Source organism: Burkholderia arboris (assembly GCF_902499125.1).
Taxonomy (GTDB): Bacteria; Pseudomonadota; Gammaproteobacteria; order Burkholderiales; family Burkholderiaceae; genus Burkholderia; species Burkholderia arboris.
The window spans coordinates 189,282-214,138 of record NZ_CABVPX010000004.1 but is presented as its reverse complement, the minus strand read 5'-3'; the positions used below and the strand labels follow the sequence as shown (position 1 = coordinate 214,138).

The window sequence follows — 24,857 nt, the reverse complement described above, 5'->3', positions numbered from 1 at the left end:
TGGATTCAGGCGACGTTCACCATCGCAACTGCGTGGTGAGCGCGCCCGTCTCGACGATCGCGAACTGGGTGGCGCCTTGATAGGTCCCTTCGACCCGATAGCTCGCATCCGGTACGCTGAACAGGCAGCGCGACCCCGATGCGTTGAATTCGACGAGTACGCGGCCATGTCGCCGCAGGCGTACCTGCACGTCGGCCAGCGGTTGCCCGGTACGGGCGGAAGCAAACGACACGCCCAGGTTGTAGGGCCGGCCGTCGGGGGGAAGCGGTGCCGTTCCGTCGATTCGTGCGTCGCCGCAGATATACGAGATCACGTAGCGGCCCGCGCCCGGACCGGACGCGGGGGCCTGAGCCATTGCATTGATGCAGAGCGCGGAGATGAAGACGCTCAGGAAAGGGCGAGCATGCTGTCGAAACGAGGAAGACATTGCAACCTCCCGTCTGGAGTCAATGACATGCATTTATTCCGAGTCAGATTTGCCAGCGTTTTTTTGCGACACGCTATTGATACACGATGACTTTTGAACCAACAACCGCGTGTGGCACGAATGGGACGAGGGTGAATAATCTTATTTAAATAGGATAACGACGGATTCGTATGACTCGTTTAACGCTGAAGAAAGTCGATATTGCCGAATATGATTATTGCTCGTCGGCAGTGATGATCGAGCACGCATTGAATCACGTCGGAGGTATCGACGTTCGTGCCGAATAATAACGACTGATAAAAGGAATTTTTGCGGCTGTGTTCGCGGCGAATCAATGAAGGTCCGGATACAGGCCGCGCATTGTGAAAAGAGGGTGCGACGTCTTTGTAATTTTTGACTGCCGCAGGTAAATGGAAACTTTTGATTTGTTCTGTAACAGGGTATTTCTGTCCGAAAAATCAGGCTGAATATTCGGATGTAATGACGTGACAGTAAAAAATGCGATATTGAAACGCAAACGTTTGCATTTCGTCTGATATCGATTACGGGTCGGGCACAGGGATATTACGGACTGCGGCGGGAGTGCCGATTGCTGTCGAAAGGGCACTCGCGCGGCGAATCCGCACCGCGCGCATGCATAAGTCAGCGGCTGCCGCCGGCGATTCGCCGCGCGGTGCGCATCGCCGGCGCGGCGGCTTGCTCGGCGGCGACCGCACCTTCGACCGCCGCGCGTGGCCGGTTCATGATGTAGGTCCACAGCTGCTCGGCCGCGAGCCCGCGCTGGCGTGCCGATCGATACAGGCGGATTTCGAGTTCGGTGATCCAGTCCCCGGCGCCCGCGCACACGAGCGTGCCGTCCGCGAGCTCCTTCGCGACGCAGCTCTCCGGCAGCCAGCCGATCCCGTGCCCGGCCACGACCATCCCTTTCAGCGCCTCGGACATGTGTGTCTCGAAGCAGCGGTGCAACACGTAAGGCTCGGTCGCATTCAACAGCAGCATCTCGACGATGTTGCCGAGAAACGCGCCCGACGAATACGCGAGCAACGGCAGCGGGGCATCGGGTGTGCCGGGCAGCTGGAACACGGGCTTGCCGCGTGCATCGGGTGTCGATACGGGCAGGATCCGCTCGACGCCGAGGCTGACGAACGGGAAGTGGTTCGGGTCGAGCACGATCGGCAGTTGCGGATGGTGATAGCCGAGCAGCAGGTCGCATTCGCCTTCGACGAGCTGCTGCACGCCTTCCGGCACGTTCACTGCGTTCACGCGTGCCGTGACGTGGCCGACCTCGCCGTTGAGCTGCTTGAGCCACTCGGGAAACAGCGTGAACACGAGCGTATGCGCGACGGCGAAACGCACGACCTGGTCGCTGGCCGCGAACTGGTCATAGCCGTTCACGAGATTGCGCGCCGCATACATGCTGCGCAGGATGTCCGCGGCGAGCCCGCGGAACATCTGGCCGGCCGGCGTCAGCGCGACCGGATTGATGCTCCGGTCGACCAGCTTCGCGTCCATCCACGTTTCGAGTGCGGCGATTCGTCTGCTGAATGCCGACTGCGTGAGGTGCCGGTGACGTGCGGCCCGGGAAAAGCTCTTGGTATCCGCAAGGCTCAGGAAATCTTCCAGCCACTTTGCTTCCATTTCGATCGTCGCTTTTTATAGTCGGGCGCCTGAGGGCGGCGGCACCGTGTGCTGCACCAATTTTCTAGCGTACCGCGCCTCGCGTGGGTCGGCGCGATGTTTTTTTTCGATGGGTGTCAGTCGAAATATGCATGAGCGTTGTCGGCGGGATTACGGCTGCATAGCGTTGAGGTGCCGGACCCGGCTAACCGGACAGTTCACAGCGTCGAACTGCCGGCGCGCCGCAGACGGTACTTCCCCCAGGGCCGGCTGCGCTGGATGCGTGCCGGCCCGCCTCCATCGCGGCGGTCCGGTGCCCGGTCGCGCCGTTTTTTTGTGCAGTGCAGATTGCACAGTCGTGACACGCGGGGGAACTATGTTTGAAAGACGCGGCGCAGCATCGGCCGTGCGCGCTCGCGGCGCATGCGGGCGCACGTCGCGTCGGGCGCTGCACCGTTGTGGTGCGCAATGCCGCGCGGGCGTGCCTGGCGCGGCGCAAAAACGGGGGGATATCGAGGAGATTGCGCAAGGCACGTTCCTTGCGACGCATTGATTACGCCGGTCCGGCATGCGCAATGCCGGGGAAAACGATCGATGGAGAAAAGATCGATGAAGCCATTCGATGAAATGCTGCAATCCGGCGACATGGTAAGGGCGCCTTACGCGCGCCTGAAGCAATGGCTCGACACGCAGAATCCCGCGAGCCTCGCCCAGAAGGCCCACGACGCGGAGGGCGTGTTCCGCAAGACTGGCATCACGTTCGCCGTCTACGGCGACGCGGAGGCCGCCGAGCGGCTGATTCCGTTCGACATCGTCCCGCGGATCATCTCGGGCGCGGAATGGAGCCGGCTGTCGCTCGGCATCGAGCAGCGCGTGATGGCGCTGAACGCCTTCCTCGACGACATCTACCACCGGCAGGAAATCGTGCGCGCGGGCATCGTGCCGAAGCACCTGATCGCGCACAACGAAGCATTCATCCCGGAAATGATCGACTTCCGGCCGCCCGGAAACGTTTACACGCACATCATCGGCGTCGACATCGTGCGCACCGGCGAGAACGAGTTCTACGTGCTGGAGGACAACGCGCGTACGCCGTCCGGCGTGTCGTACATGCTGGAAAACCGCGAGACGATGATGCAGCTCTTCCCGGAGCTGTTCCAGCAGGTGAAGGTGCGCCCGGTCGAAACCTATCCGCAGATGCTGCGCCAGTCGCTCGCGGCCGTGTGCCCGCCGGGCGGCAACGCCGACAACCCGACCATCGCCGTGCTCACGCCCGGCATCCACAATTCCGCGTACTACGAACATTCGTTCCTCGCCGACCAGATGGGCGTGCACCTCGTCGAGGGCAGCGACCTGCAGGTGATCGACGGCCGCGTCGCGATGCGCACGACCGAAGGGTTCCGCCCGATCGACGTGCTGTACCGCCGCGTCGACGACGCGTTCCTCGATCCGCTCACGTTCCGCCCCGATTCGGTGCTCGGCGTCGCGGGGATCATGGACGTGTACCGCGCGGGCAACATCACGATCGCGAATGCGCCGGGCACGGGCATCGCCGACGACAAGGCGATCTACTCGTACATGCCGGAGATCGTCGAGTTCTACACGGGCCGCAAGGCGCTGCTGGAGAACGTGCCGACCTGGCGTTGCGGCGAGGCCGACAGCCTGAAGTACGTGCTCGAGCATCTCGACGAACTGGTCGTGAAGGAAGTGCACGGCTCGGGCGGCTACGGGATGCTGGTCGGGCCCTGCGCGTCGAAGGCCGAGCTCGAGGCGTTTTCCGCGAAGCTGCGCGCGCGCCCCGCGAACTACATCGCGCAACCGACGCTCGCGCTGTCCACGACACCGATCCTGACCGACGCCGGCCTGGCGCCGCGCCACGTCGACCTGCGGCCGTTCGTGCTGGTGTCGGACCGGATCCGCATCACGCCGGGCGGGCTCACGCGCGTCGCGCTGAAAGAGGGATCGCTCGTCGTCAACTCGAGCCAGGGCGGCGGCACCAAGGACACCTGGGTGCTGGCCGACTGAGCCGGACGCGACCGCGCGCGCCGGAGCCGGCGCGCCAACCGAACGAAGACGGAGTGGACACGAGATGCTTCTGGGACGTACTGCAAGCGGTCTCTACTGGATGTACCGCTATATCGAGCGCGCGGAGAACATCGCGCGCATCGTCGATGCCGGGCTGCGGATGGCGCTCACGCGCACGTCCGACGCGCCGGCCGAATGGTCGTCGGTGCTCGTCAGCTCGGGCACCGACGACGGCTACCGGCAGAAATACGATGCGTATGCGGCCGATACCGTGACCGACTACCTGCTGCGCGACCGCGACAACCCGTCGAGCGTGCTGGCGTGCATCGAGGCCGCGCGCTCGAACGCGCGGATGGTGCGCACGGCGCTGACACGCGAGGCGTGGGAGAGCGTAAACGGCGCGTGGCTCTCGCTGCGCCGCGCGCTTGCACAGCCGGTGCCGGAGAGCGAGCTGCCGGCCGTGCTCGACCAGGTGAAGCGCGAAACCGCGCTGATCCTCGGCAGCTTCTACAGCACGATGCTGCGCAACGAGATCTTCGATTTCGCGCAGATCGGCGCATTCATCGAACGCGCGGACAACACCGCGCGGATCATCGACGTGAAATACCACCTGCTGCTGCCGTCGGTGTCGCACGTCGGGACGATCCTCGACAACTACCAGTGGGAGACGATCCTGCGCTGCGTCGCCGCGCACCGGTCGTACCGCTGGGTGTACGACGTGCAGTACAAGCCGATGAACATCGCCGACTACCTGATCCTGAACGGCCGCATGCCGCGTTCGCTGCGCTATTGCTACGGGCGCGTCGTGTCGAGCCTGAACCTGCTCGCGAAGGATTACGGCGTGACACACCCGTGTCACGACACGGCCACGAAGATCCTGCAGATGCTGTCCGATACCTCGGTCGAGCGGATCTTCAAGAGCGGCCTGCACGAATTCCTGACCGACTTCATCGGCCGCAACAACAGTCTCGGGCTCGAAATCGCCCAGGCTTACAACTTCGACTGAGAACTTGCCATGCGACTCGCCATCCGACACATCTCGCGTTATCAGTTCGACGATCAAGCCACCCATGCGCTGCAACGGCTGCGGCTGCGCCCGCAGTCGGGCCCCGGGCAGACGGTGCGCGCGTGGCAGGTCACGATCGACGGCGTCGAGCCGTCGCTGTCGTACGCCGACGGGCTCGGCAACCGGATCGATCTCGTGCGTCACGACCGCGGTGCGAAGGCCGAGATCGTCGTCATCGCGGCCGGTGTCGTCGAGACGCAGGACCGCGCGGGCATCATCGGGAATCCTGAAGGCTATGCGCCGCCGTGGATCTTCGAGCGCGAGACCGCGCTCACGAAGGCGGGCGATACGGTACGCGCGCTCACGGAAGCGCTGCCGATCGAGCCGCTCGGCCTCGACGCATTGCACTGGCTGATGACGGAAGTGCACGGCCGCATCGCGTATGCGCCGAACCTGGCCGCCGACGCGCCGGTCGACGCGGAAACCGCGCTGCAAAGCGGCGAGGGCACGAGCCGCGACCATGCGCATGCGTTCATTGCCGCCGCGCGTGTGCTGAAGATTCCCGCGCGTTACATCTCGGGCTACGTGCTCGCCGACAGCGCGATGCAGCGCATCGCCGATGCGAAGCAGAACACGGGCGACGTCGAGGAGGAGGAAGCGCTCGCGCTGCAGAGCGGCGAGGGCATGCAGCAGGCGCTCGGCGCGTCGCACGCCGCGCAATCGCAAGGGATGCCGCAACCGGCGCTCGGCGCGCAGCCGCAGGCCGCCGCGCTGATGCAGCAGCCGGCTGGCCATGCATGGGCCGAGGCGTATGTGGAAGGGCTCGGCTGGGTCGGGTTCGATCCGTTCATGAACCGCTGCCCGGACGAGCGCTACGTGCGCATCGCGGCCGGCCTCGATTCTCGCGACGCGCAGCCGGTGACGGGGCTCGGCGCGACGGCCGTCGGCGTCGAGATCAGCGTCGTGCAGACGCCCGAGCTCGTCTGACCCGGCGCACGCTTTCGCCGAATCCGCCATGCCGGGCCGCCGCGTCGAGTGCGACGCGGCGTGCGCGGCCGGCCCAACCCGAACCGAGCTCCCATGTCCATCCACGTCGCGCTGCATCACACCACCCGCTATCGCTACGACCGGCTCGTCAATCTCGGCCCGCAGGTCGTGCGGTTGCGGCCCGCGCCGCATTGCCGGACGCCGATCCTCGCGTATTCGATGACGGTCGAGCCCGCGCAGCACTTCATCAACTGGCAGCAGGATCCGTTCTCGAACTATCTCGCGCGGCTCGTGTTTCCGGAGCGCACCGAGCATTTCGAAATCACGATCGATCTCGTCGCCGAGATGTCGGTGTACAACCCGTTCGACTTCTTCCTCGAAGCGAGCGCCGAGCAATACCCGTTCAGCTATGACGACGCGCTGAAGACCGAGCTCGCGCCGTATCTCGCGTGCGATCCGCAGACGAGCGCGTCGACGCTGTTCCGCACGTATCTGGACGGTGTCGACCTCACGCCGGCCGGCACCGTGAACTTCCTCGTCGCGTTGAACCAGCAGCTGCAGCGCGACATCGGCTATCTCGTGCGGATGGAGCCCGGCGTGCAGACGCCCGAGCAGACGCTCGAGCTCGCGTCCGGCTCGTGCCGCGACAGCGCGTGGCTGCTCGTGCAGCTGTGCCGTCATCTCGGCATCGCCGCGCGTTTCGTGTCGGGCTACCTGATCCAGCTCACGCCCGACGTGAAATCGCTCGACGGCCCGAGCGGCACGTCGGTCGATTTCACCGACCTGCACGCATGGTGCGAGGTCTACCTGCCCGGCGCCGGCTGGATCGGTTTCGACCCGACGTCGGGCCTGCTTGCCGGCGAAGGGCATATCCCGCTCGCGTGCACGCCGCAGCCGACGAGCGCCGCGCCGGTCGAAGGGCTGATCGACGAATGCGAGGTGTCGTTCGAGCACGAGATGGGCGTGACGCGCGTGTACGAATCGCCGCGCGTGACGAAGCCGTATACGGAGTCGCAATGGGACGCCGTGCTGGCGCTCGGCGCGCAGGTCGACGGCGCGCTGGCGGCCGGCGACGTGCGGCTCACGCAGGGCGGCGAGCCGACCTTCGTGTCGATCGACGATCGCGACGGCGCCGAGTGGAACACCGATGCGCTCGGCCCGACCAAACGAGGCTACGCGACCGAACTCGTGCAGCGGCTGCGCGCCGAGTACGGCGACGGCGGTTTCCTGCACTTCGGGCAGGGCAAGTGGTACCCGGGCGAGCAACTGCCACGCTGGGCGCTGTCGATTTTCTGGCGCGCGGACGGCCAGCCCGTGTGGCACGATCCGTCGCTGTTCGCCGACGAGCGCGAGCCGTCCGCGTATACGACCGGCGACGCGAAGCGCTTCATCGATGCGCTTGCCGCGCGGCTGAACCTGACCGGCGAATTCATCCGGCCCGGCTACGAGGATGTCTGGTACTACCTGTGGCGCGAGCGCCGGCTGCCCGTCAACGTCGATCCGTTCGACTCGCGACTCGACGACGAGCTCGAGCGCGCGCGGTTGCGCAAGGTGTTCGATCAGCAGCTCGACAGCGTCGTCGGCTACGTGCTGCCGATGAAGCGCGTGGACGATGCACCCGGCCTCGACGGGCCGCGCTGGCAGACGGGCCCGTGGTTCTTCCGCGACGAGCGGATGTACCTCGTGCCGGGCGATTCGCCGATGGGCTATCGGCTGCCGCTCGATTCGCTGCCGTGGGTCGCGAGTGCCGACTATCCGTTTCTGGTCGAACGCGATCCGTTCGCGCCGCGCACCGCGTTGCCGGACGCCGCCGCGATCCGTGCGCACTACGCGGGCCCGGCCGACGCGCCGCGCTACCTGTCCGGCGTGCATCGCGAAGCGTCCGCGCAGACGGTCATGCAGCGGCGCAGCGACGGCACGGCCGCGGGCGGTCGAGCCGCCGCGCACGATCCGCAGCGCCGGCCCGAGCGCTTCGAATCGGCCGCGTGGATCACGCGCACCGCGCTGTGCGTCGAAGTGCGCAACGGCATCCTGTACCTGTTCATGCCGCCGCTCGCCGCGCTCGAGGATTATCTCGACCTGCTCGGCGCGATCGAGCTGACCGCGCACGCGCTCGGCGTGAAGCTCGTGCTCGAAGGCTATCCGCCGCCGCGCGATGCACGGCTGAAGCTGCTGCAGGTGACGCCCGACCCCGGCGTGATCGAGGTGAACATCCATCCGGCCGCGAGCTTCGACGAACTCGTCGACCACACCGAATTCCTGTACGACGCCGCGTGGCAGTCGCGGCTGTGCAGCGAGAAGTTCATGGTCGATGGCCGCCACGTCGGCACCGGCGGCGGCAACCACTTCGTGCTCGGCGGCGCGACGCCGGCCGACAGCCCGTTCCTGCGCCGCCCGGACCTGCTCGCGAGCCTGATCGCGTACTGGCACAACCATCCGTCGCTGTCCTACCTGTTCTCGGGGCTGTTCATCGGACCGACGAGCCAGGCGCCGCGGGTCGACGAGGCGCGCAACGACCAGCTCTACGAACTCGACATTGCATTCGCCGAGATCCAGCGCAACAAGCTGCTGTTCGGGCAGGACATGCCGCCGTGGCTCGTCGACCGCGTGCTGCGCAACCTGCTGATCGACGTGACGGGCAACACGCACCGCAGCGAGTTCTGCATCGACAAGCTGTATTCGCCGGATTCGTCGACGGGCCGGCTCGGCCTGCTCGAACTGCGTGCGTTCGAAATGCCGCCGCATGCGCGGATGAGCATCGTGCAGCAACTGCTGCTGCGCGCACTGGTCGCGCGTTTCTGGGCCGTGCCGTACACGACGCCGCTCACGCGCTGGGGTACCGCGCTGCACGACCGCTTCATGCTGCCCGAGTTTCTTCAGATGGATTTCGACGACGTGCTGGCCGAACTGCGCGATGCCGGGTTCGGGTTCGATCCGGCGTGGTTCGCGCCGCACTTCGAGTTCCGCTTCCCGCTGTTCGGCCAGATCGCGGTGAACGGCATGCAGCTGTCGCTGCGCGGTGCGCTGGAACCGTGGCACGTGATGGGCGAGGAGGGCGCGCCCGGCGGCACGGTGCGCTACGTCGATTCGTCGGTCGAGCGGCTCGAAGTGCGCGTGACGGGGCTGAACGACAACCGGCACGTCGTGACCGTCAACGGCCGCGCGCTGCCGCTGCAGCCGACCGGCACCGTCGGCGAGTACGTCGCGGGGGTGCGCTACAAGGCGTGGTCGCCGCCGTCCGCGCTGCATCCGACCATCGGCGTGCACGCGCCGCTCACGTTCGACATCGTCGATACGTGGCTGCAGCGCTCGCTCGGCGGCTGCCGCTATCACGTCGCGCATCCGGGCGGGCGCAACTACGCGACGTTCCCGGTCAATGCATACGAAGCCGAGAGCCGCCGGCTCGCACGCTTCGTCGAGATGGGGCATACGCCGGGGCGGATGGATGTCGCGGCGGCTGCGCCGAGCCGCGAATTCCCGTTCACGCTCGACTTGCGGCGGCCTTGATCCATCGATGACGGGGCGGACGACGATGCGCGGCTCGCGACCTCCCGGCGGCCTCGCCGGAATGCTAGGATGCGGGCAGATTGCGGCCGCGCACCGCAGCAGCTTGCCGCCGGTGCGGCGGCGCGCGTGCGCGGTTGCACCCTGACGACGGAACGACATCGTGCCGCCCATTGACACCGATCATCTCGCCGCCCCCGACGCGATGCCCACGCTTTTCGATTCCGGCGCGCAGCCGGACGCCGCCGAACTGGCCGCCGCGCTTGCGGCGCCGGCGGCGGCCGGCCGTTACGACGAACTGCGCGGCAGCGCCGCCGGCCTGAACGCGCCTGCGCTCGCGCCCGCATGGCGCAGTTTCTTCACATCGATCGGCAGCGACGGCGTGGCCGACCTCGATCGCCGCGCCGACGCGCTGCACCGGCGCATGCGCGAGAACGGACTGTTCTACCAGCTGCACGAGCAGCGCGCGGGCGACGGCGCGGCCGGCCCGTGGTCGCTCGACCTGCTGCCGCTGATCGTCACGCCCGAGGACTGGGTCGCGATCGAGCGCGGCGTGCTGCAGCGCGTGCGGCTGCTCAACGCGACGCTGGCCGACCTGTACGGGCCGCAGACGATCCTGCAGCGCGGGCTGCTGCCGCCGGCGCTCGTCTCCGGGCATCCCGGCTACCTGCGCGCGATGCGCGGCGCGCGCGTGCCGGGCGACACGTGGCTGCACGTCGTCGCGTTCGATCTCGCGCGCGGCCCGGACGCGCAGTGGCGGATCGTCGCGCAGCACACGCAGGGCGCGGCCGGGCTCGGCTACCTGCTCGAAAACCGGTTGATCGTGTCGCGGCTCTTTCCGCGCGGGTTTCGCGGGCTGCGCGTGCAGCGGCTCGCGTCCGCGTATCGCGCGCTGCTGCAGAGCATGCAGTCGCTCAGCCCGGCCCGCAAGAATTCGCGGATCGTGTTGCTGACACCGGGGCCGCACAGCGCGACCTATTTCGAGCACGCGTATCTCGCGCGCTACCTCGGCCTCACGCTCGTCGAAGGCGGCGACCTGACCGCGCGCGACAACCGCGTCTTCCTGAAGACCCTGCGCGGGCTCGAACCGGTGCACGGCATCCTGCGCCGCGTCGACGACGCGTGGCTCGATCCGCTCGAACTGCGGCCCGATTCGATGCTCGGCGTGCCGGGGCTGCTGCAGGCCGTGCGCGCGGGCAACGTGCTGCTCGCGAACGCGCCCGGCTCGGGCTTCCTCGAATCGCCGGCGATGCTCGGCTTCATGCCGCGCCTCGCGGAAGGGCTGCTCGGCGAAACGCTGACGCTGCCGGCCGTGCATTCGTGGTGGTGCGGTGAGGCGGCTGCCTGCGACGATGCGTTGCCGCAGCTCGCGCGCAGTATCGTCAAGGCATCCTATCCACCCGACGTGCAGGCCGGCGGCGCGTTCGAGCCGGTGATCGGCGCGCGGCTCACGCAGGCACAGCTGGCCGAATGGCGCGCACGTATCCTCGCGCGGCCCGAACACTACACGGTGCAGGCCGACCTGCCGCTGTCGCAGGCGCCGACCTGGCCGCGGCAAGACGCACCCGACGGCAACGGCAGTGCCCGCATCGTGCCGAAGCCGGTGCTGATGCGCGTCTTCGCGCTCGCCGACGGCGCGCAGCGCTGGCGGCTCCTGCCGGGAGGGTTGTCGCGGGTCGGCACGCGCGACACGCTGTTCAACGCGCCGATGCCGCGCGGCGGCAGCACCGTCGATACGTGGGTGATGACCGAGGGCATCGTCGATTCGACGACGCTGCTGCAGACGCACCTCGGCCCCGACGACCTCGTCGAGCGGCCGCGCGCGATCGCGAGCCGTGCGGCCGAGAACCTGTTCTGGCTCGGCCGTTACACCGAGCGCGCAACCAACCTGATGCGGCTGGCGCGCGCCGCGCTCGAACGGCTGCGCGGCGAAGACGACGTCGACAGTCCCGCGCATCTGGAGCTGATCGACACGCTGTGCCGCGACACGGGCCTGATCGCGGCCGACGCGCCGAATGCCGTCGATGCGCCGCGCGCGTTCCAGCACGCGCTCGCGACGTCGCTGACGCGCGGCGCGGATCGCACGTCGGGCATCGCGTCGTGCCTGTTCGGGATGCGCGGTGCGGCTGCCGCGATCCGCGAACGGCTGTCGAGCGATCAATGGCGGCTGATCGACGACGCGACACAACTGTTCGCGGACAGTGCCGGTTTGCCCGAGGCCGAAGAGCAGATCGGCAACGAGGCGCTGCAGTTGCTGGAGCGCCTCGGCCTGCTGCTCGGCGCGATCACCGGCGCGCAGACCGACAACATGACGCGCGACGACGGCTGGCGCTTGCTGTCGATCGGCCGGCAGATCGACCGGCTGGACTTCCTGTGCAGCGTGCTGAAGTTCGCATTCGACGAAGGGGCGGTGCATCGGCAGGATGGTTTCGAACTCGTACTGGAGCTGTTCGACAGCACGATCACGTTCCGTTCGCGGTTCCAGCGTGGCTTTGACGTCGCGCCGCTGCTGTCGCTCGTCGTGCTCGATACCGACAACCCGCGCTCGCTCGGCTGGGTCGTGCAGGCGCTGCGCGGCCGGTTGACGAAGGTCGAGCGCAGCGAAGGCTATGCGCTGTCCGAGCTGGCCGAGACGATTCCGGACGTGCCCGCGTGGTCGCTGCACGAGCTGTGCGAAACCGCGGAAGGCGGCCGGCACGACAAGCTGCTCGCCGCGCTCGACACGACCGTGAAAGCGGTCTGGGAACTGTCGAACCGGATCGGCGAGCGCTACTTCAGCCACGTGCGCGAGGCGGGCAGGACGCTATGGTGACAACGAAAGGCGCGGGAAAGGCGCCGCCTGGCGCCGGCAATGCACGACAAGCAGCGGCTGCACCCGCCGCCGTTGCACCCGGCCGGTTGCTGCGCGTCACGCACGACACCGAATACCGTTACGCTGCGCGTGTCGAATCCGCGCAGCACCAGGCGCGCCTGCAACCGCTCGTGACGCCGCGCCAGCAGGTGCTGTCGTTCTCGCTCGACATCGAGCCCGCACCGGAATCGGTCGGCACGGAGATCGACGCATTCGGCAATGCGCGTGCGTCGTTCGCGCTGAACCAGCCGCACGACGCGCTGCTCGTGCGCAGCCGCAGCACGGTGCGCGTGACGCCGCCCGTGTGGTCGCTCGGCGCGCGCGGCGAGCCGCCGCCCGCGATCGCGAATCCCGACGCAAGACGTGCGACCACGTGGGAGGCCGTGCGCGACCGCTTGCGGTTCCGCGCGGGGCAGCCGTACGACGCGGCGAGTGAATTCGTGTTCGCGTCGCCGCACGTCGCGTGCGATCCCGAGCTCGCCGCGTATGCGGCCGCGAGCTTCACGCCGCAGCGGCCGCTCGTGCAGGCCGCCTGGGACCTGATGCGGCGCGTGCACGCCGATTTCGCGTACACGCCGAACAGCACCGACATCACGACGTCGGCGCTCGACGCGCTGAGGTTGCGCAAGGGCGTCTGCCAGGATTTCGCGCACGTGATGATCGGCGCATTGCGCTCGCTCGGGCTGGCCGCGCGTTACGTGAGCGGCTACCTGCTCACGCAGCCGCCGCCCGGTCAGCCTCGGCTGATCGGCGCCGATGCGTCGCATGCGTGGGTCGAGGTGTACGACCCGGCGTGGCCCGAAGACAACGGCTGGCTGCAGCTCGATCCGACCAACGATCGTGCGCCGGGCGACGATTACGTGATGCTGTCGATCGGCCGCGACTATGCCGACGTGACGCCGTTGCGCGGCGTGATTCGCGGCGGTGGCGCGGATCAGGAGCTGAAGGTCGGGGTGACGGTCGAACCGCTCGACGTCGATTGACGCGGGTCCGCAGCGCGGGCTCGCTGATCGGACCGGTCGTTGGTTGACTGCGGCCGGTGGGTGCATATGCCGATGACGGCGACACGAATTTGACAGTCGCAACCTCGTGGCTCGGTAGAGGCTTAGTACTCGACCGTGAGACATGACCGGAATGTCGGATGACATTCGCGGCAATTTAATCAGACGGGTTCAATTTCTTAGGAAAAGAGAAAACTGCACTTGTGCGCTGGTGCGCGGATTTCCGATGATCCGGGTCTACGTTCATGTACGGTCAGCTTGAATGACTGGCGGCAGAACGGCAGAACAACACCGAACCGCGCGCAGGAGCCAGGGTGACCCAGCTTTATCCCGATCTTCAATCGACGACGGCAGAACCCGTCGCACGATCGGTCGATGCAACCGAATCAGGCCGCACCGCGACGTCACGCAAGCCTCCACCGATCATGGTCGGCCGGGGCGAAGGGGTGGCGATGTTGACAAAGGACACCCGGCTGATTTGCATCAAGCAATTGCCGTTGCCCGGTATCGTCATCTTCGTACACGGTGTGAATTCCGAAGGCGAATGGTTCGCGGCATCCGAGCAGGGACTGTGCGACGGCCTGAATCGGCGGCTCGGGCGCCTGGACGATCAACTGAAGTATCGCGGCATCGATGCCGGGCAGTTGAAGCCTGCGAAGTACACGAAAAGCGTGACGCCGGACGGATTCCTGAATCCGAAGCTGCTTGCGGACAACTACGTCAAGCCGGATCCGTCGTTTTCGCCCGTCATCCATTTCCGATGGGGCTACCGGGCGACAGCCGAAGAGCTGAAAGAGTACGGCGACAAGATTTTCCTGAACGAGAAGGACTATTGGGGCGGCGGTCCGTTCACGAATGGCTGTGCGAGCCTGCCCGATCTTTGGCACGGGGGCCTCGACGATCGCACGGCCGGATGGATGACCGTGCAGGGTATCAATCCGACCAACCGGCCCCTGTATCGCGCGCCGCCCCGCGCGTATGGCGTGCTCGCCGCGTTGCGCCTGGCCCGGCTGATCGAGTCGATTCGTCGAATGCAGGCCGACGTCCCGATTACCGTCGTATGCCATAGCCAGGGCAATATCGTGGGCCTGACGGCCGCGTTCTTCGGCGATGCGCTGCCGGATGCCGAAGATCCCTGGGGACGCGGCGGGCATTGCGTGGCGGACGCCTACGTGCTGGCGAATGCGCCGTATAGTCTGGCGCGCGCAGACGGTCCCAACCCATCCGATACGTTCATGGATACATGGTCGCAACGCGCGACGAAGGACGGCAGCGGCCGTCGCGGGCGGCAGACCTACGCCGCGCGCGCGATAACGTTCGGCACGTTTCTGTCGATCGTCGGCACGCGCAAAGCCCACGGGCTACCCGCCAGCAGGATCGATGAAGAGATGGCCAACGAGCGGGTATCACCGACAAGCAACAGGTCTTACGCGACACAAGAGGATCGTGTGCGGTACGGCCTGAATGAATCGACGTATGGGCGCGTCACGGCCTATTGCTGCCCGCACGATCAGGTGATTTCGGCGGTGACGGTGCAAGGCATCGGCTGGCGCGGCATCGGCAAGCACGAACTCGACGATATCGGTGCGGCTGGCGTTCTGACGCAGCGCGTCTTTGCGTCTGGTTTCCCGGTTGGCGTGCAGAAGCCCTACCGGTATTGGGAAGATGACTGGCGGCGCGTGCAGAAGGGAAAGACGTCGGGATTCTGGTATCCGCCTTCGCCACCCGCCAAATTCAATCTCGTCGGTGCGCTCAAAGGGAACGAGACTGTCTGGGGCGTGGCGGCGACGCTAGCAACTGCGCCGCTCATGTTCGTCGTGACCGGGATCAGTTCGGCGTTGAATATGCTCCGCGTGAATGCCGATCCGCCGAAGGGCTGGACCGTGGTGGCGGACGCCCCGGCACTTGACGAGCCGTTCCAGCCGAAGGCGTTGCGGTTCGGCCAGCGGGTCGAAACGAAGGACGGCGACGCGACAAGCGATTTCAACGAAGGCAATGATCCGCCCGCTGCATGGCGCGACGCGAGCAAGACCGATACCGACAAGCGGGCCGACGATCCGTACGATCAGTACAAGGCAAGGAATCAGGACAGCGTCGCGCAAGGGACGGCGGAGAGTGAAGCCGGACAGCGCTATGAGGACCGCGCGCTGATGCGGATGGGGGCGCGGCGGACACTGAACACGGATTGGCTCGATGGCGAAGGCCGCGTGATCGGCGAGGACGGCAAGAGCGCAATGCCCGATGGCTACAAGGAATGGCGCGACAAGCAAATTGTCGATTGGCTCGATCGTGGCTCGACGAACAGCCCGACGAACCACTCCACGACGATGACCAATCCGGAGCATGCTGAAAAGGCGCTTGCGAACGACGTCGCGGTCGGGCTTTGCTATCTGACGCCGGATCAGCTCTACGACTTGCGGATTGAGGCAGATTGGAGGATGGGGGACGGCGTCCCCGATGACAATCCGAACAAGAAGTACTACGACTATTTTGCACGTGGTGAACTTGACGATCTATCGATACAGGATTGGATACATGAGGAGAACAGCGAAGGCAGGATGCCAACCGCAATCGTGGATGAACGCGAAGGGCAGTTTTATCTGAAGGTCGGTAGGGCGGTATGAAGGCGCTGATCGCTACATGGCCGCGACGTGTCGCTGTTGCGGTCGCAGCATGGACGATCGCGGCCCTGGTCATGGCCTCGCTGATGGCGCACGTAGAACAACCAGATCCAACACAATTGGAAGTAGGAGATTGGATGAAGCGATTTGTCGTTGTGCCCAGCCTGGTGGCGCTCATGGCATTTCTGTTCACGACGGCCATAGTGCGTTCGGCACATTCCGCACCTGTCCCGGAGCCAGCGTCAAATGCAACCCCGACTGCAGAAGCGCCAGCGAAGCCATTTGTTGCACAGGTTGTCGGCCTGATCTGGTTGAATCCGTTGCAACGCATGGACTACCCAACCGAATGGCAATTGTTGTGGACACAGGGGCTTGCCACGCCGAATACGAACGATGACATGGTTCGCACCGATCCGAAGTCATTTGCGAAGCTTCAATCAATTGGCGCGCTGGTATACGGTAATCGTGGAACGGAGACGTTCAAGGGTTTCTATCACAAGTACATGTACAAGTTTCCGCTGCTGCTTCGCTCACGCTATGCGAGCAACGCGAAATATTTCTACACGGTAAAACCTGACAATAAACACGACTGGCGCGAATTGGCTGGCATCCGTGTCGAACTTGCCATTCCGGAGCGACTTGACGCAACCGAGTCGCAAAGCTACTTGCGGGACTCAATTCGAAAGACCTTCTCGATCGGTAATCCAAATTTCCCGACGATGTGGAGCAGCGGCACGCTCCCCGATGTACAAATCACGCAAGGCGGTGCGAACGCCGGCTTCACATCGCTGAACAAGGCGTTGGACTACTTGCAGGCGAACCCCGACAAGAGCGTCTGGGTAATGAACTGGGATGCACCGAGCTTCCCGCCCACGGATGCGCAGATCAACGAAAACCTTGTCGTGCTGTTTCTCACGGGCCCAACCTTCAACACCGAGCGCGAACCGCTCGCCTGGATCGGCCGGGCCGCAACCGGCAACTCGCGTGACTTTCCGCCGAAGGTTGGCACGACGCGCATCGTGCAGGCGTGGAAGGCGACCATCGATCGAGCCGCACGCAATGCCGGTGTCGCGGTACCGGACCTCCATTTCATCGTTCACGACGCAGGTACAGGCAGCAATGCATCGTCGGCACGTCTTGCCGCGCTCGCCCAGACCTTGACGGAAACGATTCCCGAATACGACCACTCGAAGCAGTCGTTCAACACGGCCGCACTCCTCGGTGACATGGGTACAGGGAGCGCATTGACCGATGTTGCGCTCGCGATCGGGCGGATCAACCACTATGGCGGAAATGCGCTGGTCGCCGGTACGACCGATCCAGACCATCCGGTCGCGGTCGTCGTTTTGCCACCGTCGACGCTTACGACGATCGATCCGGACAAGGACTGGTTCCGCGCACGCGGCGGAAACAACGCCTACCTGCCGTGGTGGGGACGCCGGCACGACACCGACTACGGCATGCAGGGCTATTCGTGGTGAGTGTTGGCAGTGCAACGGCCGGCTGGTTTGGCTCTCCACCATGCTCGTCCGAGCGGCGCCGGATACCGGGCCGGTGCTTTAAGTCTTCGTTAATACTGCACGCCTAGCATGGTGATGCCGGTGAACGGTCCGGACCCTGGTCCGGCGCGCCGGCGGCACGCGCGGGTGCGTCGACGTCACGGCGCCGCGCCGTCGCGCGTCACCCTGTCCTTGCAACGGCGGCAGACCATGATCAAGCACTTCGACTACACGCTCGGCAGCGAGACGATTGCACTCTGCGCGAGTTTCGGCGCGGGGCCGGCGCTGCGCCGCGTGCTCGTGAGCCGCGCGGATTCGATGGAAACGCTGGTCGTGCTCGACGCGCGCGGCCTGTCGGGCTTGCTGAAGGTGGCGACCGAAGAACCGGAGGGGCTGCTCGACGACGCGATCCGCAAGGTCGGAGACGAACAACTCGTCGAGCGGGCAATCAGCGGCAGGACGATCGTCGAAACCGCGCTCTGACCGGGCGGCGCGTGGGCGTGCCGGCAGGCACGGCAGCACGCGCCGCGCCGCGTTGTGTTGCGCTTGTGCGGACTACGCGGCGAACCTGTCCGTCGCCGCGATCAACGCTTCCAGGATCCCCGGTTCGTTGTATGCGTGCCCGGCGCCGGGCACGATCTCGAACGTCGCCTCCGGCCACGCCTTCGACAGTTCCCACGCGGTGCGTGCGGGCGTCGCGACGTCATAGCGGCCTTGCACGATCACGCCCGGAATGCCGGCGAGGCGATGGGCGTCGCGCAGCAACTGACCTTCCTCGACGAAGCCCTTGTTCACGAAGTAGTGGTTTTCGATCCGCGCGAACGCGAGCGCGTAGTGGCCGTCCGCGAAATGCGCGGCGAGCCTGGGATCGGGCAGCAGCGTGATCGTGCGGCCTTCCCAGATGCTCCATGCGCGCGCGGCTTCGAGCTTGGCGACTTCGTCGTCGCCGGTCAGGCGGCGATGATAGGCGGCCATCAGGTCGCTGCGCTCGGCTTCCGGAATCGGCGCAAGGAAGTCTTCCCACAGATCGGGGAACAGCCACGATGCGCCTTCCTGGTAGTACCACAGCAGTTCTGCGCGGCGCATCGTGAAGATGCCGCGCACGATCAATGCGCTCACGCGTTCGGGGTGCGTTTCCGCGTACGCGATCGACAGTGCGCTGCCCCACGATCCGCCGAACACGAGCCATTGCTCGGCGCCGACCATCTCGCGCAGGCGTTCGATATCGGCGACCAGATGCCACGTCGTGTTGTTCTCGAGGCTCGCATGCGGCGTCGAGCGCCCGCAGCCGCGCTGATCGAACAGCAGGATGTCGTAGCGCTCGGGATCGAACAGGCGGCGATGGTCGGGGCTGCAGCCGGCGCCGGGGCCGCCGTGCAGGAACACGGCGGGTTTGCCGGCCGGGTTGCCGCAGCGCTCCCAGTAGATGCGATGGCCGTCGCCGGTATCGAGGTGGCCGTGGGCGTAAGGTTCGATCGGTGGGTACACAGGCAGGCTCCGGGTGAGGGTCGACAGGGGGCGGGCGAGGCGCGGGCCGGTGCGCGGGCGGGTACGGTACGTCGGGTGTTGCTGCGCCGCAAAAATCGTTGCGTGGGCATCGGTCCGGCCGCCGCCGGGCAAGGCTAGTCATTATGCCCATTCGCCGCGCCGGACGTCGGGGCGTTGCGGCGCAGCGGTGCCGCCGGTATTTGCCCCGGGGATTTTTGAAGCAATTTCATTCCGATATTTTTCATACAAAATCCCGGCGGCATATCGGCGTGCCAGTCGGCGCGCCGGCCATCTCCTGCTCCTTTACCGTGCCAACGGGAACCAGCCGATGAACCATCGCGTCACGCAGTTGACCGGATTGCGCGCCGTCGCGGTCGCGATGGTGGTGGTCGGACACGCCGAGCATGTACTGCCGGGCGGCTATACGGGCTGGTACGCGCCGTTGCGGCTGATCGCCGACGGCCGGCTCGGTGTGCTGATCTTCTTCGTCCTGAGCGGCTTCCTGATTACCAACGTGCTGCGCGCCGAGTTCGCGCGCACCGGCGGCATCGCGCTGACGTCGTTCTATGTGCGCCGCGCGTTGCGGATCTGGCCGGCTTGCTATGTCTATCTCGCGGCCGTCGCGATCGTGGCGTTTGCCGGCTGGTTCGACGTCGATCGCCGGCAGTGGCTGTATGCGGCGCTGCACCTGTGGAATTACTCGGCGTGGTTCGGGCTGACCGGCGACAACGCGCTGCATCCGGACGGTGCGTGGTATCTCGGCCATTTCTGGTCGCTTGCGCTCGAGGAACAGTTCTACTGGTTCTGGCCGCTGCTGTTTGGGTTCGGCACGCGCCGCCCTGGCACGCGCTGGCTGGCCGCGCTGATCCTGATCGTGCCGCTGGTGCGCGCCGTCACGTACTTCGTTGCGCCTGCGCTGCGGGGGCAACTCGGGATGATGCTCCACACCGGTGTCGATCCGATCCTGATCGGCTGCTATGCATCGCTCAACCGCGAACGGCTCGAAGCGTGGATCGGCTCGTGGCGCGGCGAGGCGCGCATCGTGACGGCGCTCGTTTTCATCGTGCTGCTCGGGATGCCGCTCGCCGAGCATCGGCTCGGCGGGTTCTGGAATGCGACGTATGGTGTGACGCTCGAAGCCGCGCTGATCGCGATCGTGATCGTCGTGCTGAATTTCCGCAACGAGTTCTGGTGCGCTCGCTGGCTGCGCGCGCGGCCGGTGGTGTTCGTCGGCACGATCTCGTTCAGCCTCTATCTGTGGCAGCAGCCGTTCGCGAACCCGGATCTGGCGGTTCCGCACGCGTTTCCGCTTGGCATCGTGTGGGCGCTGCTGGCCGCGACGGCCAGTTACTTCCTCGTCGAGAAACCGTTCCTGCGGTTGAAGGATCGCTATACCGCGCGCGAGGTGCGACGCGTGCGGGATGACGCGTTGCGGATGCCGGCGTCGGGCGATGCAATCGGGCCGAAGGTGGTGGAGTAGGCGGGCGGGGCGGCGTCTTACTTGAAGCGCTTCTTTGAGGCGGGTGAATACCAGAAGTCGCGGAACATATCGATTCCGTACGACTTGCCGTCGTATTTGATGATCGTGCGCACGGTACGTTTTCCCGTGGTTGAGTCGTCGCTGTCAGCGATGTGCGCCGTAATCGACAAATCCGCAAAACCGTTGTGAGCCGTTTTCTCGACAGCAATCGTCATGCGTGCAGATTCGCTGCGCAGGTCGCTGGTATCGGGGCCACATGCGGTGCCTGTGGTGGCTACCCAGCCATGGAGATTGGTCCCGAACACCGGACGGATGCGGGCACTATCGCGAATCCACAGCGTCAACTCGTTCTCCATGTAGGCGTCAGGGCAGTTCGGCCCGTGCGCGCCGCTGGTGAACACGACGCCGAACGCCCGTACTTCGGGCGACAAGCGATACGGCGCCGTGTCGATGCGATAGCTGTTCTCATTGATTGCCGTCGCCGCGTCTTCAACGACCACCGACCGGGCGGCCGCCACGACCTTGCCGCCTTCGACTAACGCGATGATCTGCAGCTTGCTGCTTTCGTCCGGGTTCTTGCTCTTTGGCAGCGAATCGAACGCAACGGCCGCGATCGTCGTTTCCGGCGCGTTCGGCATGACCTTGCACGCCGACGCGACGACGAGCCGGTCCGCGTCGCGCGTGGCGATGCGGGCGCTGGCGATGCCGGCCCAACGGGCGATGGTCGTGACGGTGTCGTCGCCGCACGGCTGGCTGTCGGTGGCGTGAACGACGGGGGCGGCGGCGAGCGCCAGTAATGGGGCGAAGCGCAGGATTCTCATTGTCGCGATTGGAAATGTTTCTTCATGGATGTTCGTGGGTGTTGCCTACCGACCCTGAATGGCCCTTTAGATTTATCCAAAGCGGCCAATCGTTGTGACCTGCAGCGGGATTTTGTAGCCACGCTCGATGAGTATCTTGGCCTCGGCGCGACTGCGGAATCATTCCCGATTTAATCGCTTCTCCCACAGCGTGCCGTTGGAACCTTCAACGGAGTCGTTCTGCCAAGGGCGGCAAGAACGGACACAGCGTGTACGATCTGGTCTTCAAGAAAACCATCCAAGGAGAGAGGAATGAATCCGGAACAGGCCCGAGCCGAAGAAACCCAGGCGATGGAGCGCATGGTGGCCGCCACGCTGCGCGTGCAGAGTACGTTCGCCTCGATGCAAAAGCAATTTCCGCCGCAAGGCAGCGGCGAGCCTTCGCCGTTCGCGCTGCAAACCTTCGATGCCGCCCTGCAGGAACTTGAAGACGCACAGGCCGCGTTCGATGCGCTGCTGAACGATCTGATCGACGGTAACCGCTAAAGGCTACGCCCTTACCTTATCTGCACCGATTGTCGACGATCTAAAAAGCAGTGTCGAACGGCCGTTTGTGGCCGGCAGCCGCCGCTTGCCTCCCAGCACCTGGCCGGATGGCAAACTTCGGACGATCCCGTCCAGCCCACTGGTAAACTCGGGCAGCCAAAGCAACTTTTCCCGGTCACATGAGCACGCAACCCGCAGCAGCACGTGCACCCGTCACCCCAATGATGCAGCAGTACCTGCGCCTTATCTGACAAAGGTTAGCGTAGAAAGTTACGCTGAGACCTACGCTCGCCGCTGTCGAGATCGGCCGTCACTTCATCTCGCGTTGCCCTTCAGCATCCCAATACGTCCAGTTCTCGGCTTCGGTTCCGTGATCGTAGTCCCCAAGGGCGGCTAGTTGTCCGTTTGGATGGAAATCCTTCCAGACTCCGTGCTCAACGCCGTGTTCGTAGGTTCCTTCAGACGCGAGAGTGCCGTCCTCTCTGTATTCAACGAAGAGGCCGTGCCGAATCCATCGCCGCCCATCAGCAGCCATGTATCTGCTGTAGCGGTATCTCAGCGCACCGCTTGGATACAAAACTTCCGCGATATTCAATTCCGCCATTGCGCCCCCCTTACCTACATCTGACGAGCGAGCTCATCATTGCTTTTCGCGATCCAGAGAAAGATCCATCCGAGCCCCCCGAAGATAACTTGAAATAGGATCACACCTGTAACTAGAACCGGCCACGGATCTCGACGGTGGATCATTGATACGGCAGCTAGTACAAGCGGAAAGCAGATCAGGCCCCATCCTAACAGACGTGCATTTCGTGCTCGTTCACGCACTCGTTGAGCCGTGAGCCCGCTTGCCAGGGCAAACTGAGCGCGGTTCAGACCTTGCGCCCGCGACTTGCGCCAACTATTCCATCGAACTATCGCCGAAATCAGGATTGCGGCGACGAAACCGAGTTGTCCGATAGAGGGTCCATTAGCGTTCATGATGGGAAAGTAGGCAGCCGTGCAAGCCGCCGCGTTGACTCGATGATGCAATTCTTGCCGATCCGGTACCGATTGTCGAATTGCCTTAGTTGGCCAAATGACTAGATTCGCGCGGCGCAGTCAGTGCCACTGGTAAACTCGGGCAGCCAAAGCAACTTTCCCCGGTCACATGAGCACGCAACCCGCAGCAGCACGTGCACCCGTCACTCCAATGATGCAGCAGTACCTGCGCCTTATCTGACAAGGTCCGACGCACAAAGCTACGCTGAAACCTACGCCCGCACTTTTATGGATGGGCCGCTACCGACCCGTTACGGTCCTTCGGCGCCATCAAGCTTTGGGTATCCTTGATCCGCAAAGCGGACGATCACGATTGGTGGGGCCGGGAATGCCCGGTAAGAAGGGTTTCCTCTCGCCCGAGCGAGTCATCGCCCCAACACCGCACCCGTGTTCGGCAACATGCACCCGACGAAGCGATTCATGGCGAGTGCATCCTAACTCCACGGAATATGCGCGATACCTTCCGATTTATCTTCGTCGTGGTCATTTTCTTTGGTTCCGGGCTCCAGGCTGTGCGGTGGCTGTCCGGCTGGAAGGATCTTGAGCCGTACAAGACGAGGCGGGATGCCCCGAACGAAAGGCAAATCTCCAATGGATCCTATCGCTGGGTTTCATGCCGAATAAAATGGACCAGCTTCGCTGTGGCCGTTGAACTCTATCCTCAACACTTATGGCTACGACCCAGCTTTCCATTGAACTTGCGACTTCCCGCGATCTCCATACCCTGGGATGCCATCAGCGCATCACAAAGACAGATGTTCTTTTTACGCACGGTCACGTTACGTATCCACGGTTGCGCTACTGGGTTGCGCTTTTACGGCGCGGTAGGCCAGCGAATTCTGGCTGAAGTTGAAGCACAAAGGGCAAGGAGTATCGCGCCTAAACCTGATAATCGCGTCGAGGGTCGCACAGGCTTTTGAGTTTGCTGGCATCCTGTCGAATGATCGCTTTTAGTAGGAGCCGGGTGCTGCCACGGGTAAGTCCAGCGGCTGCTCCTGGCCGGCAGGCGACGGCGAGATCGATGCAGCCGACCAGGTGGGATCGCGACTAGTCCTGGCGATTAGTCAGCTCGGTGCCACCGACCTGACTTGTCACACACGCTGACTCTTTCATCATTCAGCCGGACTTGCTCCTCATTTACCTTCAGCGAGGTCGAAAGATCAATGTCGAAGGCGACATTGAGTGCCTGCCTGACATGGATAGCCTCAACGGGAAGCTCCCAGGTCAGGAATAGCTGAGTGCAATCCTGGTCGGGTGGGAAGTCGTCCACGTCAAAACCGCTGCTGCCGCGCCGAATGACGCCATGAGACTGGCAGGTATCGAATATCAGAACCGAACCGCGGGTCAGGGGGATTCGAAGACCCAACGACGGAAAGTGTACGTCCTGACCCTTATCCTCGCTCAGGAAGAGATTGCAGAAGGCTGCGCCGCCATACTGCTCTCCGTCGTGGTGATACCTCGCGCCGCGGCAAGCCATGAGCGCGACGTCACTGGAGGCAAGTACTCCGGGCAGTCCAAGCTTGCTCGCCCAATCAGCCACTGCCTGCACGCAGTGCGAGTAGTCCGGCCAGCGCGCTCGTGCTCGTGCCAGAGGTAACGCCTCAACATCCCCAGGTTCCAGGGTCATGCGGGACGAAATCTCCCTGGCCCAATCCGCGAGCAGACGCGCCGGCGGCTCTGGCACGGCGACCGTGCCGGACAGCACGATGTCACTTACGCGCCGACTGCGGATGGCGTCGCCGCTCCAGAAATAGGAGGTGAGGACGTTTTGGGGCTGGGGTTGCAGGGAAGGGTCGCTCATTTGTTGCAGTGTAAAGCGGCTACCTTGGTCGCCGTGCCATCTCGCGCCAGCGAATGGCGCTTCCCGACCCAAAGCAGACGTCGTGCATTGCGCATGTTCAACTACACCCCGCCAAACGGGCCAGTGGCGGCGCCCGCGGGGTTAGGAGGTGCATGCTCGACCT

At 64.8% G+C, this 24,857-nt stretch carries 17 protein-coding genes; 11 read left to right on the top strand and 6 right to left on the bottom strand.

The genetic code is table 11. The features are described from left to right. Positions 1-16: 16 nt before the first annotated feature. Together BLA15945_RS07035 and BLA15945_RS07030 are read right to left on the bottom strand one after the other, a co-directional pair. Positions 17-427 carry a hypothetical protein gene (locus BLA15945_RS07035; protein WP_059237072.1) on the bottom strand — a complete coding sequence of 137 codons (411 nt, stop codon included), beginning with the start codon at positions 425-427 and terminating at the stop codon, positions 17-19. Positions 428-1,069: 642 nt separating this feature from the next. Further along, on the bottom strand, positions 1,070-2,065 hold the full coding sequence (locus tag BLA15945_RS07030) for a LysR substrate-binding domain-containing protein (RefSeq protein ID WP_059237071.1): 996 nt from the start codon (positions 2,063-2,065) through the stop codon (positions 1,070-1,072). Positions 2,066-2,653: 588 nt separating this feature from the next. Between BLA15945_RS07030 and BLA15945_RS07025 the strand changes: the two genes are divergently transcribed. The 9 genes from BLA15945_RS07025 to BLA15945_RS06985 all read left to right on the top strand — a co-directional run bounded on the left by BLA15945_RS07025 (position 2,654) and on the right by BLA15945_RS06985 (position 18,021). Continuing rightward, on the top strand, positions 2,654-4,069 hold the full coding sequence (locus BLA15945_RS07025; protein ID WP_059237070.1) for a circularly permuted type 2 ATP-grasp protein: 1,416 nt from the start codon (positions 2,654-2,656) through the stop codon (positions 4,067-4,069). 64 nt (positions 4,070-4,133) lie between these two features. Then, positions 4,134-5,075 (top strand): alpha-E domain-containing protein, encoded by a 942-nt coding sequence (locus tag BLA15945_RS07020; RefSeq protein WP_059237069.1) that lies wholly within the window; start codon positions 4,134-4,136, stop codon positions 5,073-5,075. 9 nt (positions 5,076-5,084) lie between these two features. Beyond that, on the top strand, positions 5,085-6,062 hold the full coding sequence (locus BLA15945_RS07015) for a transglutaminase family protein (RefSeq protein ID WP_174991882.1): 978 nt from the start codon (positions 5,085-5,087) through the stop codon (positions 6,060-6,062). Positions 6,063-6,155: 93 nt separating this feature from the next. Continuing rightward, positions 6,156-9,569: a transglutaminase family protein gene (locus BLA15945_RS07010; protein ID WP_174991881.1), complete on the top strand. Its 3,414-nt coding sequence runs from the start codon at positions 6,156-6,158 to the stop codon at positions 9,567-9,569. Positions 9,570-9,771: 202 nt separating this feature from the next. Beyond that, positions 9,772-12,378: a circularly permuted type 2 ATP-grasp protein gene (locus BLA15945_RS07005; protein ID WP_174991947.1), complete on the top strand. Its 2,607-nt coding sequence runs from the start codon at positions 9,772-9,774 to the stop codon at positions 12,376-12,378. Then, positions 12,372-13,400: a transglutaminase family protein gene (locus tag BLA15945_RS07000; protein ID WP_059237065.1), complete on the top strand. Its 1,029-nt coding sequence runs from the start codon at positions 12,372-12,374 to the stop codon at positions 13,398-13,400. The genes BLA15945_RS07005 and BLA15945_RS07000 overlap by 7 nt, the downstream gene beginning before the upstream one ends. 443 nt (positions 13,401-13,843) lie before the next feature. Further along, a complete protein-coding gene (locus BLA15945_RS06995) occupies positions 13,844-16,042 on the top strand; it encodes a T6SS effector phospholipase Tle3 domain-containing protein (protein ID WP_233464145.1) in 2,199 nt (732 codons plus the stop codon). Beyond that, positions 16,039-17,520 (top strand): virulence factor, encoded by a 1,482-nt coding sequence (locus tag BLA15945_RS06990; RefSeq protein ID WP_233464139.1) that lies wholly within the window; start codon positions 16,039-16,041, stop codon positions 17,518-17,520. The genes BLA15945_RS06995 and BLA15945_RS06990 overlap by 4 nt, the downstream gene beginning before the upstream one ends. 228 nt (positions 17,521-17,748) lie before the next feature. After that, a complete protein-coding gene (locus BLA15945_RS06985) occupies positions 17,749-18,021 on the top strand; it encodes a hypothetical protein (RefSeq protein ID WP_048251347.1) in 273 nt (90 codons plus the stop codon). Positions 18,022-18,093: 72 nt separating this feature from the next. Here the strand turns inward: BLA15945_RS06985 and pip are convergent, their stop codons facing one another. Further along, positions 18,094-19,026 (bottom strand): prolyl aminopeptidase, encoded by a 933-nt coding sequence (gene pip / locus BLA15945_RS06980; protein ID WP_059237063.1) that lies wholly within the window; start codon positions 19,024-19,026, stop codon positions 18,094-18,096. 328 nt (positions 19,027-19,354) lie between these two features. Between pip and BLA15945_RS06975 the strand changes: the two genes are divergently transcribed. Next, positions 19,355-20,506 carry an acyltransferase family protein gene (locus BLA15945_RS06975; RefSeq protein WP_174991880.1) on the top strand — a complete coding sequence of 384 codons (1,152 nt, stop codon included), beginning with the start codon at positions 19,355-19,357 and terminating at the stop codon, positions 20,504-20,506. A 17-nt stretch (positions 20,507-20,523) separates the two neighbouring features. Here BLA15945_RS06975 and BLA15945_RS06970 read toward each other — a convergent pair whose 3' ends face one another. Then, positions 20,524-21,327: a PA3715 family protein gene (locus BLA15945_RS06970; RefSeq protein WP_174991879.1), complete on the bottom strand. Its 804-nt coding sequence runs from the start codon at positions 21,325-21,327 to the stop codon at positions 20,524-20,526. 291 nt (positions 21,328-21,618) lie between these two features. On the opposite strand from BLA15945_RS06970, the gene BLA15945_RS06965 reads away from it, so the two are divergent. Continuing rightward, on the top strand, positions 21,619-21,852 hold the full coding sequence (locus BLA15945_RS06965) for a hypothetical protein (RefSeq protein WP_011549124.1): 234 nt from the start codon (positions 21,619-21,621) through the stop codon (positions 21,850-21,852). Positions 21,853-22,162: 310 nt separating this feature from the next. On the opposite strand, the gene BLA15945_RS06960 is transcribed toward BLA15945_RS06965, so the two are convergent. Together BLA15945_RS06960 and BLA15945_RS06955 are read right to left on the bottom strand one after the other, a co-directional pair. Then, entirely contained in the window at positions 22,163-22,456 is a 294-nt protein-coding gene (locus BLA15945_RS06960; RefSeq protein ID WP_081051923.1) for a toxin-antitoxin system YwqK family antitoxin, read from the bottom strand. Between the two features lie 1,497 nt (positions 22,457-23,953). Then, on the bottom strand, positions 23,954-24,694 hold the full coding sequence (locus BLA15945_RS06955) for a hypothetical protein (RefSeq protein ID WP_174991878.1): 741 nt from the start codon (positions 24,692-24,694) through the stop codon (positions 23,954-23,956). Positions 24,695-24,857 lie beyond the last annotated feature (163 nt).

Coding starts and splice junctions, on each gene's coding strand:
- BLA15945_RS07035 (WP_059237072.1), bottom strand. CDS start 427: ATGTCTTCCTCGTTTCGACAGCATGCTCGCCCTTTCCTGAGCGTCTTC.
- BLA15945_RS07030 (WP_059237071.1), bottom strand. CDS start 2,065: ATGGAAGCAAAGTGGCTGGAAGATTTCCTGAGCCTTGCGGATACCAAG.
- BLA15945_RS07025 (WP_059237070.1), top strand. CDS start 2,654: ATGAAGCCATTCGATGAAATGCTGCAATCCGGCGACATGGTAAGGGCG.
- BLA15945_RS07020 (WP_059237069.1), top strand. CDS start 4,134: ATGCTTCTGGGACGTACTGCAAGCGGTCTCTACTGGATGTACCGCTAT.
- BLA15945_RS07015 (WP_174991882.1), top strand. CDS start 5,085: ATGCGACTCGCCATCCGACACATCTCGCGTTATCAGTTCGACGATCAA.
- BLA15945_RS07010 (WP_174991881.1), top strand. CDS start 6,156: ATGTCCATCCACGTCGCGCTGCATCACACCACCCGCTATCGCTACGAC.
- BLA15945_RS07005 (WP_174991947.1), top strand. CDS start 9,772: ATGCCCACGCTTTTCGATTCCGGCGCGCAGCCGGACGCCGCCGAACTG.
- BLA15945_RS07000 (WP_059237065.1), top strand. CDS start 12,372: ATGGTGACAACGAAAGGCGCGGGAAAGGCGCCGCCTGGCGCCGGCAAT.
- BLA15945_RS06995 (WP_233464145.1), top strand. CDS start 13,844: ATGGTCGGCCGGGGCGAAGGGGTGGCGATGTTGACAAAGGACACCCGG.
- BLA15945_RS06990 (WP_233464139.1), top strand. CDS start 16,039: ATGAAGGCGCTGATCGCTACATGGCCGCGACGTGTCGCTGTTGCGGTC.
- BLA15945_RS06985 (WP_048251347.1), top strand. CDS start 17,749: ATGATCAAGCACTTCGACTACACGCTCGGCAGCGAGACGATTGCACTC.
- BLA15945_RS06975 (WP_174991880.1), top strand. CDS start 19,355: ATGAACCATCGCGTCACGCAGTTGACCGGATTGCGCGCCGTCGCGGTC.
- BLA15945_RS06970 (WP_174991879.1), bottom strand. CDS start 21,327: ATGAGAATCCTGCGCTTCGCCCCATTACTGGCGCTCGCCGCCGCCCCC.
- BLA15945_RS06965 (WP_011549124.1), top strand. CDS start 21,619: ATGAATCCGGAACAGGCCCGAGCCGAAGAAACCCAGGCGATGGAGCGC.
- BLA15945_RS06960 (WP_081051923.1), bottom strand. CDS start 22,456: ATGGCGGAATTGAATATCGCGGAAGTTTTGTATCCAAGCGGTGCGCTG.
- BLA15945_RS06955 (WP_174991878.1), bottom strand. CDS start 24,694: ATGAGCGACCCTTCCCTGCAACCCCAGCCCCAAAACGTCCTCACCTCC.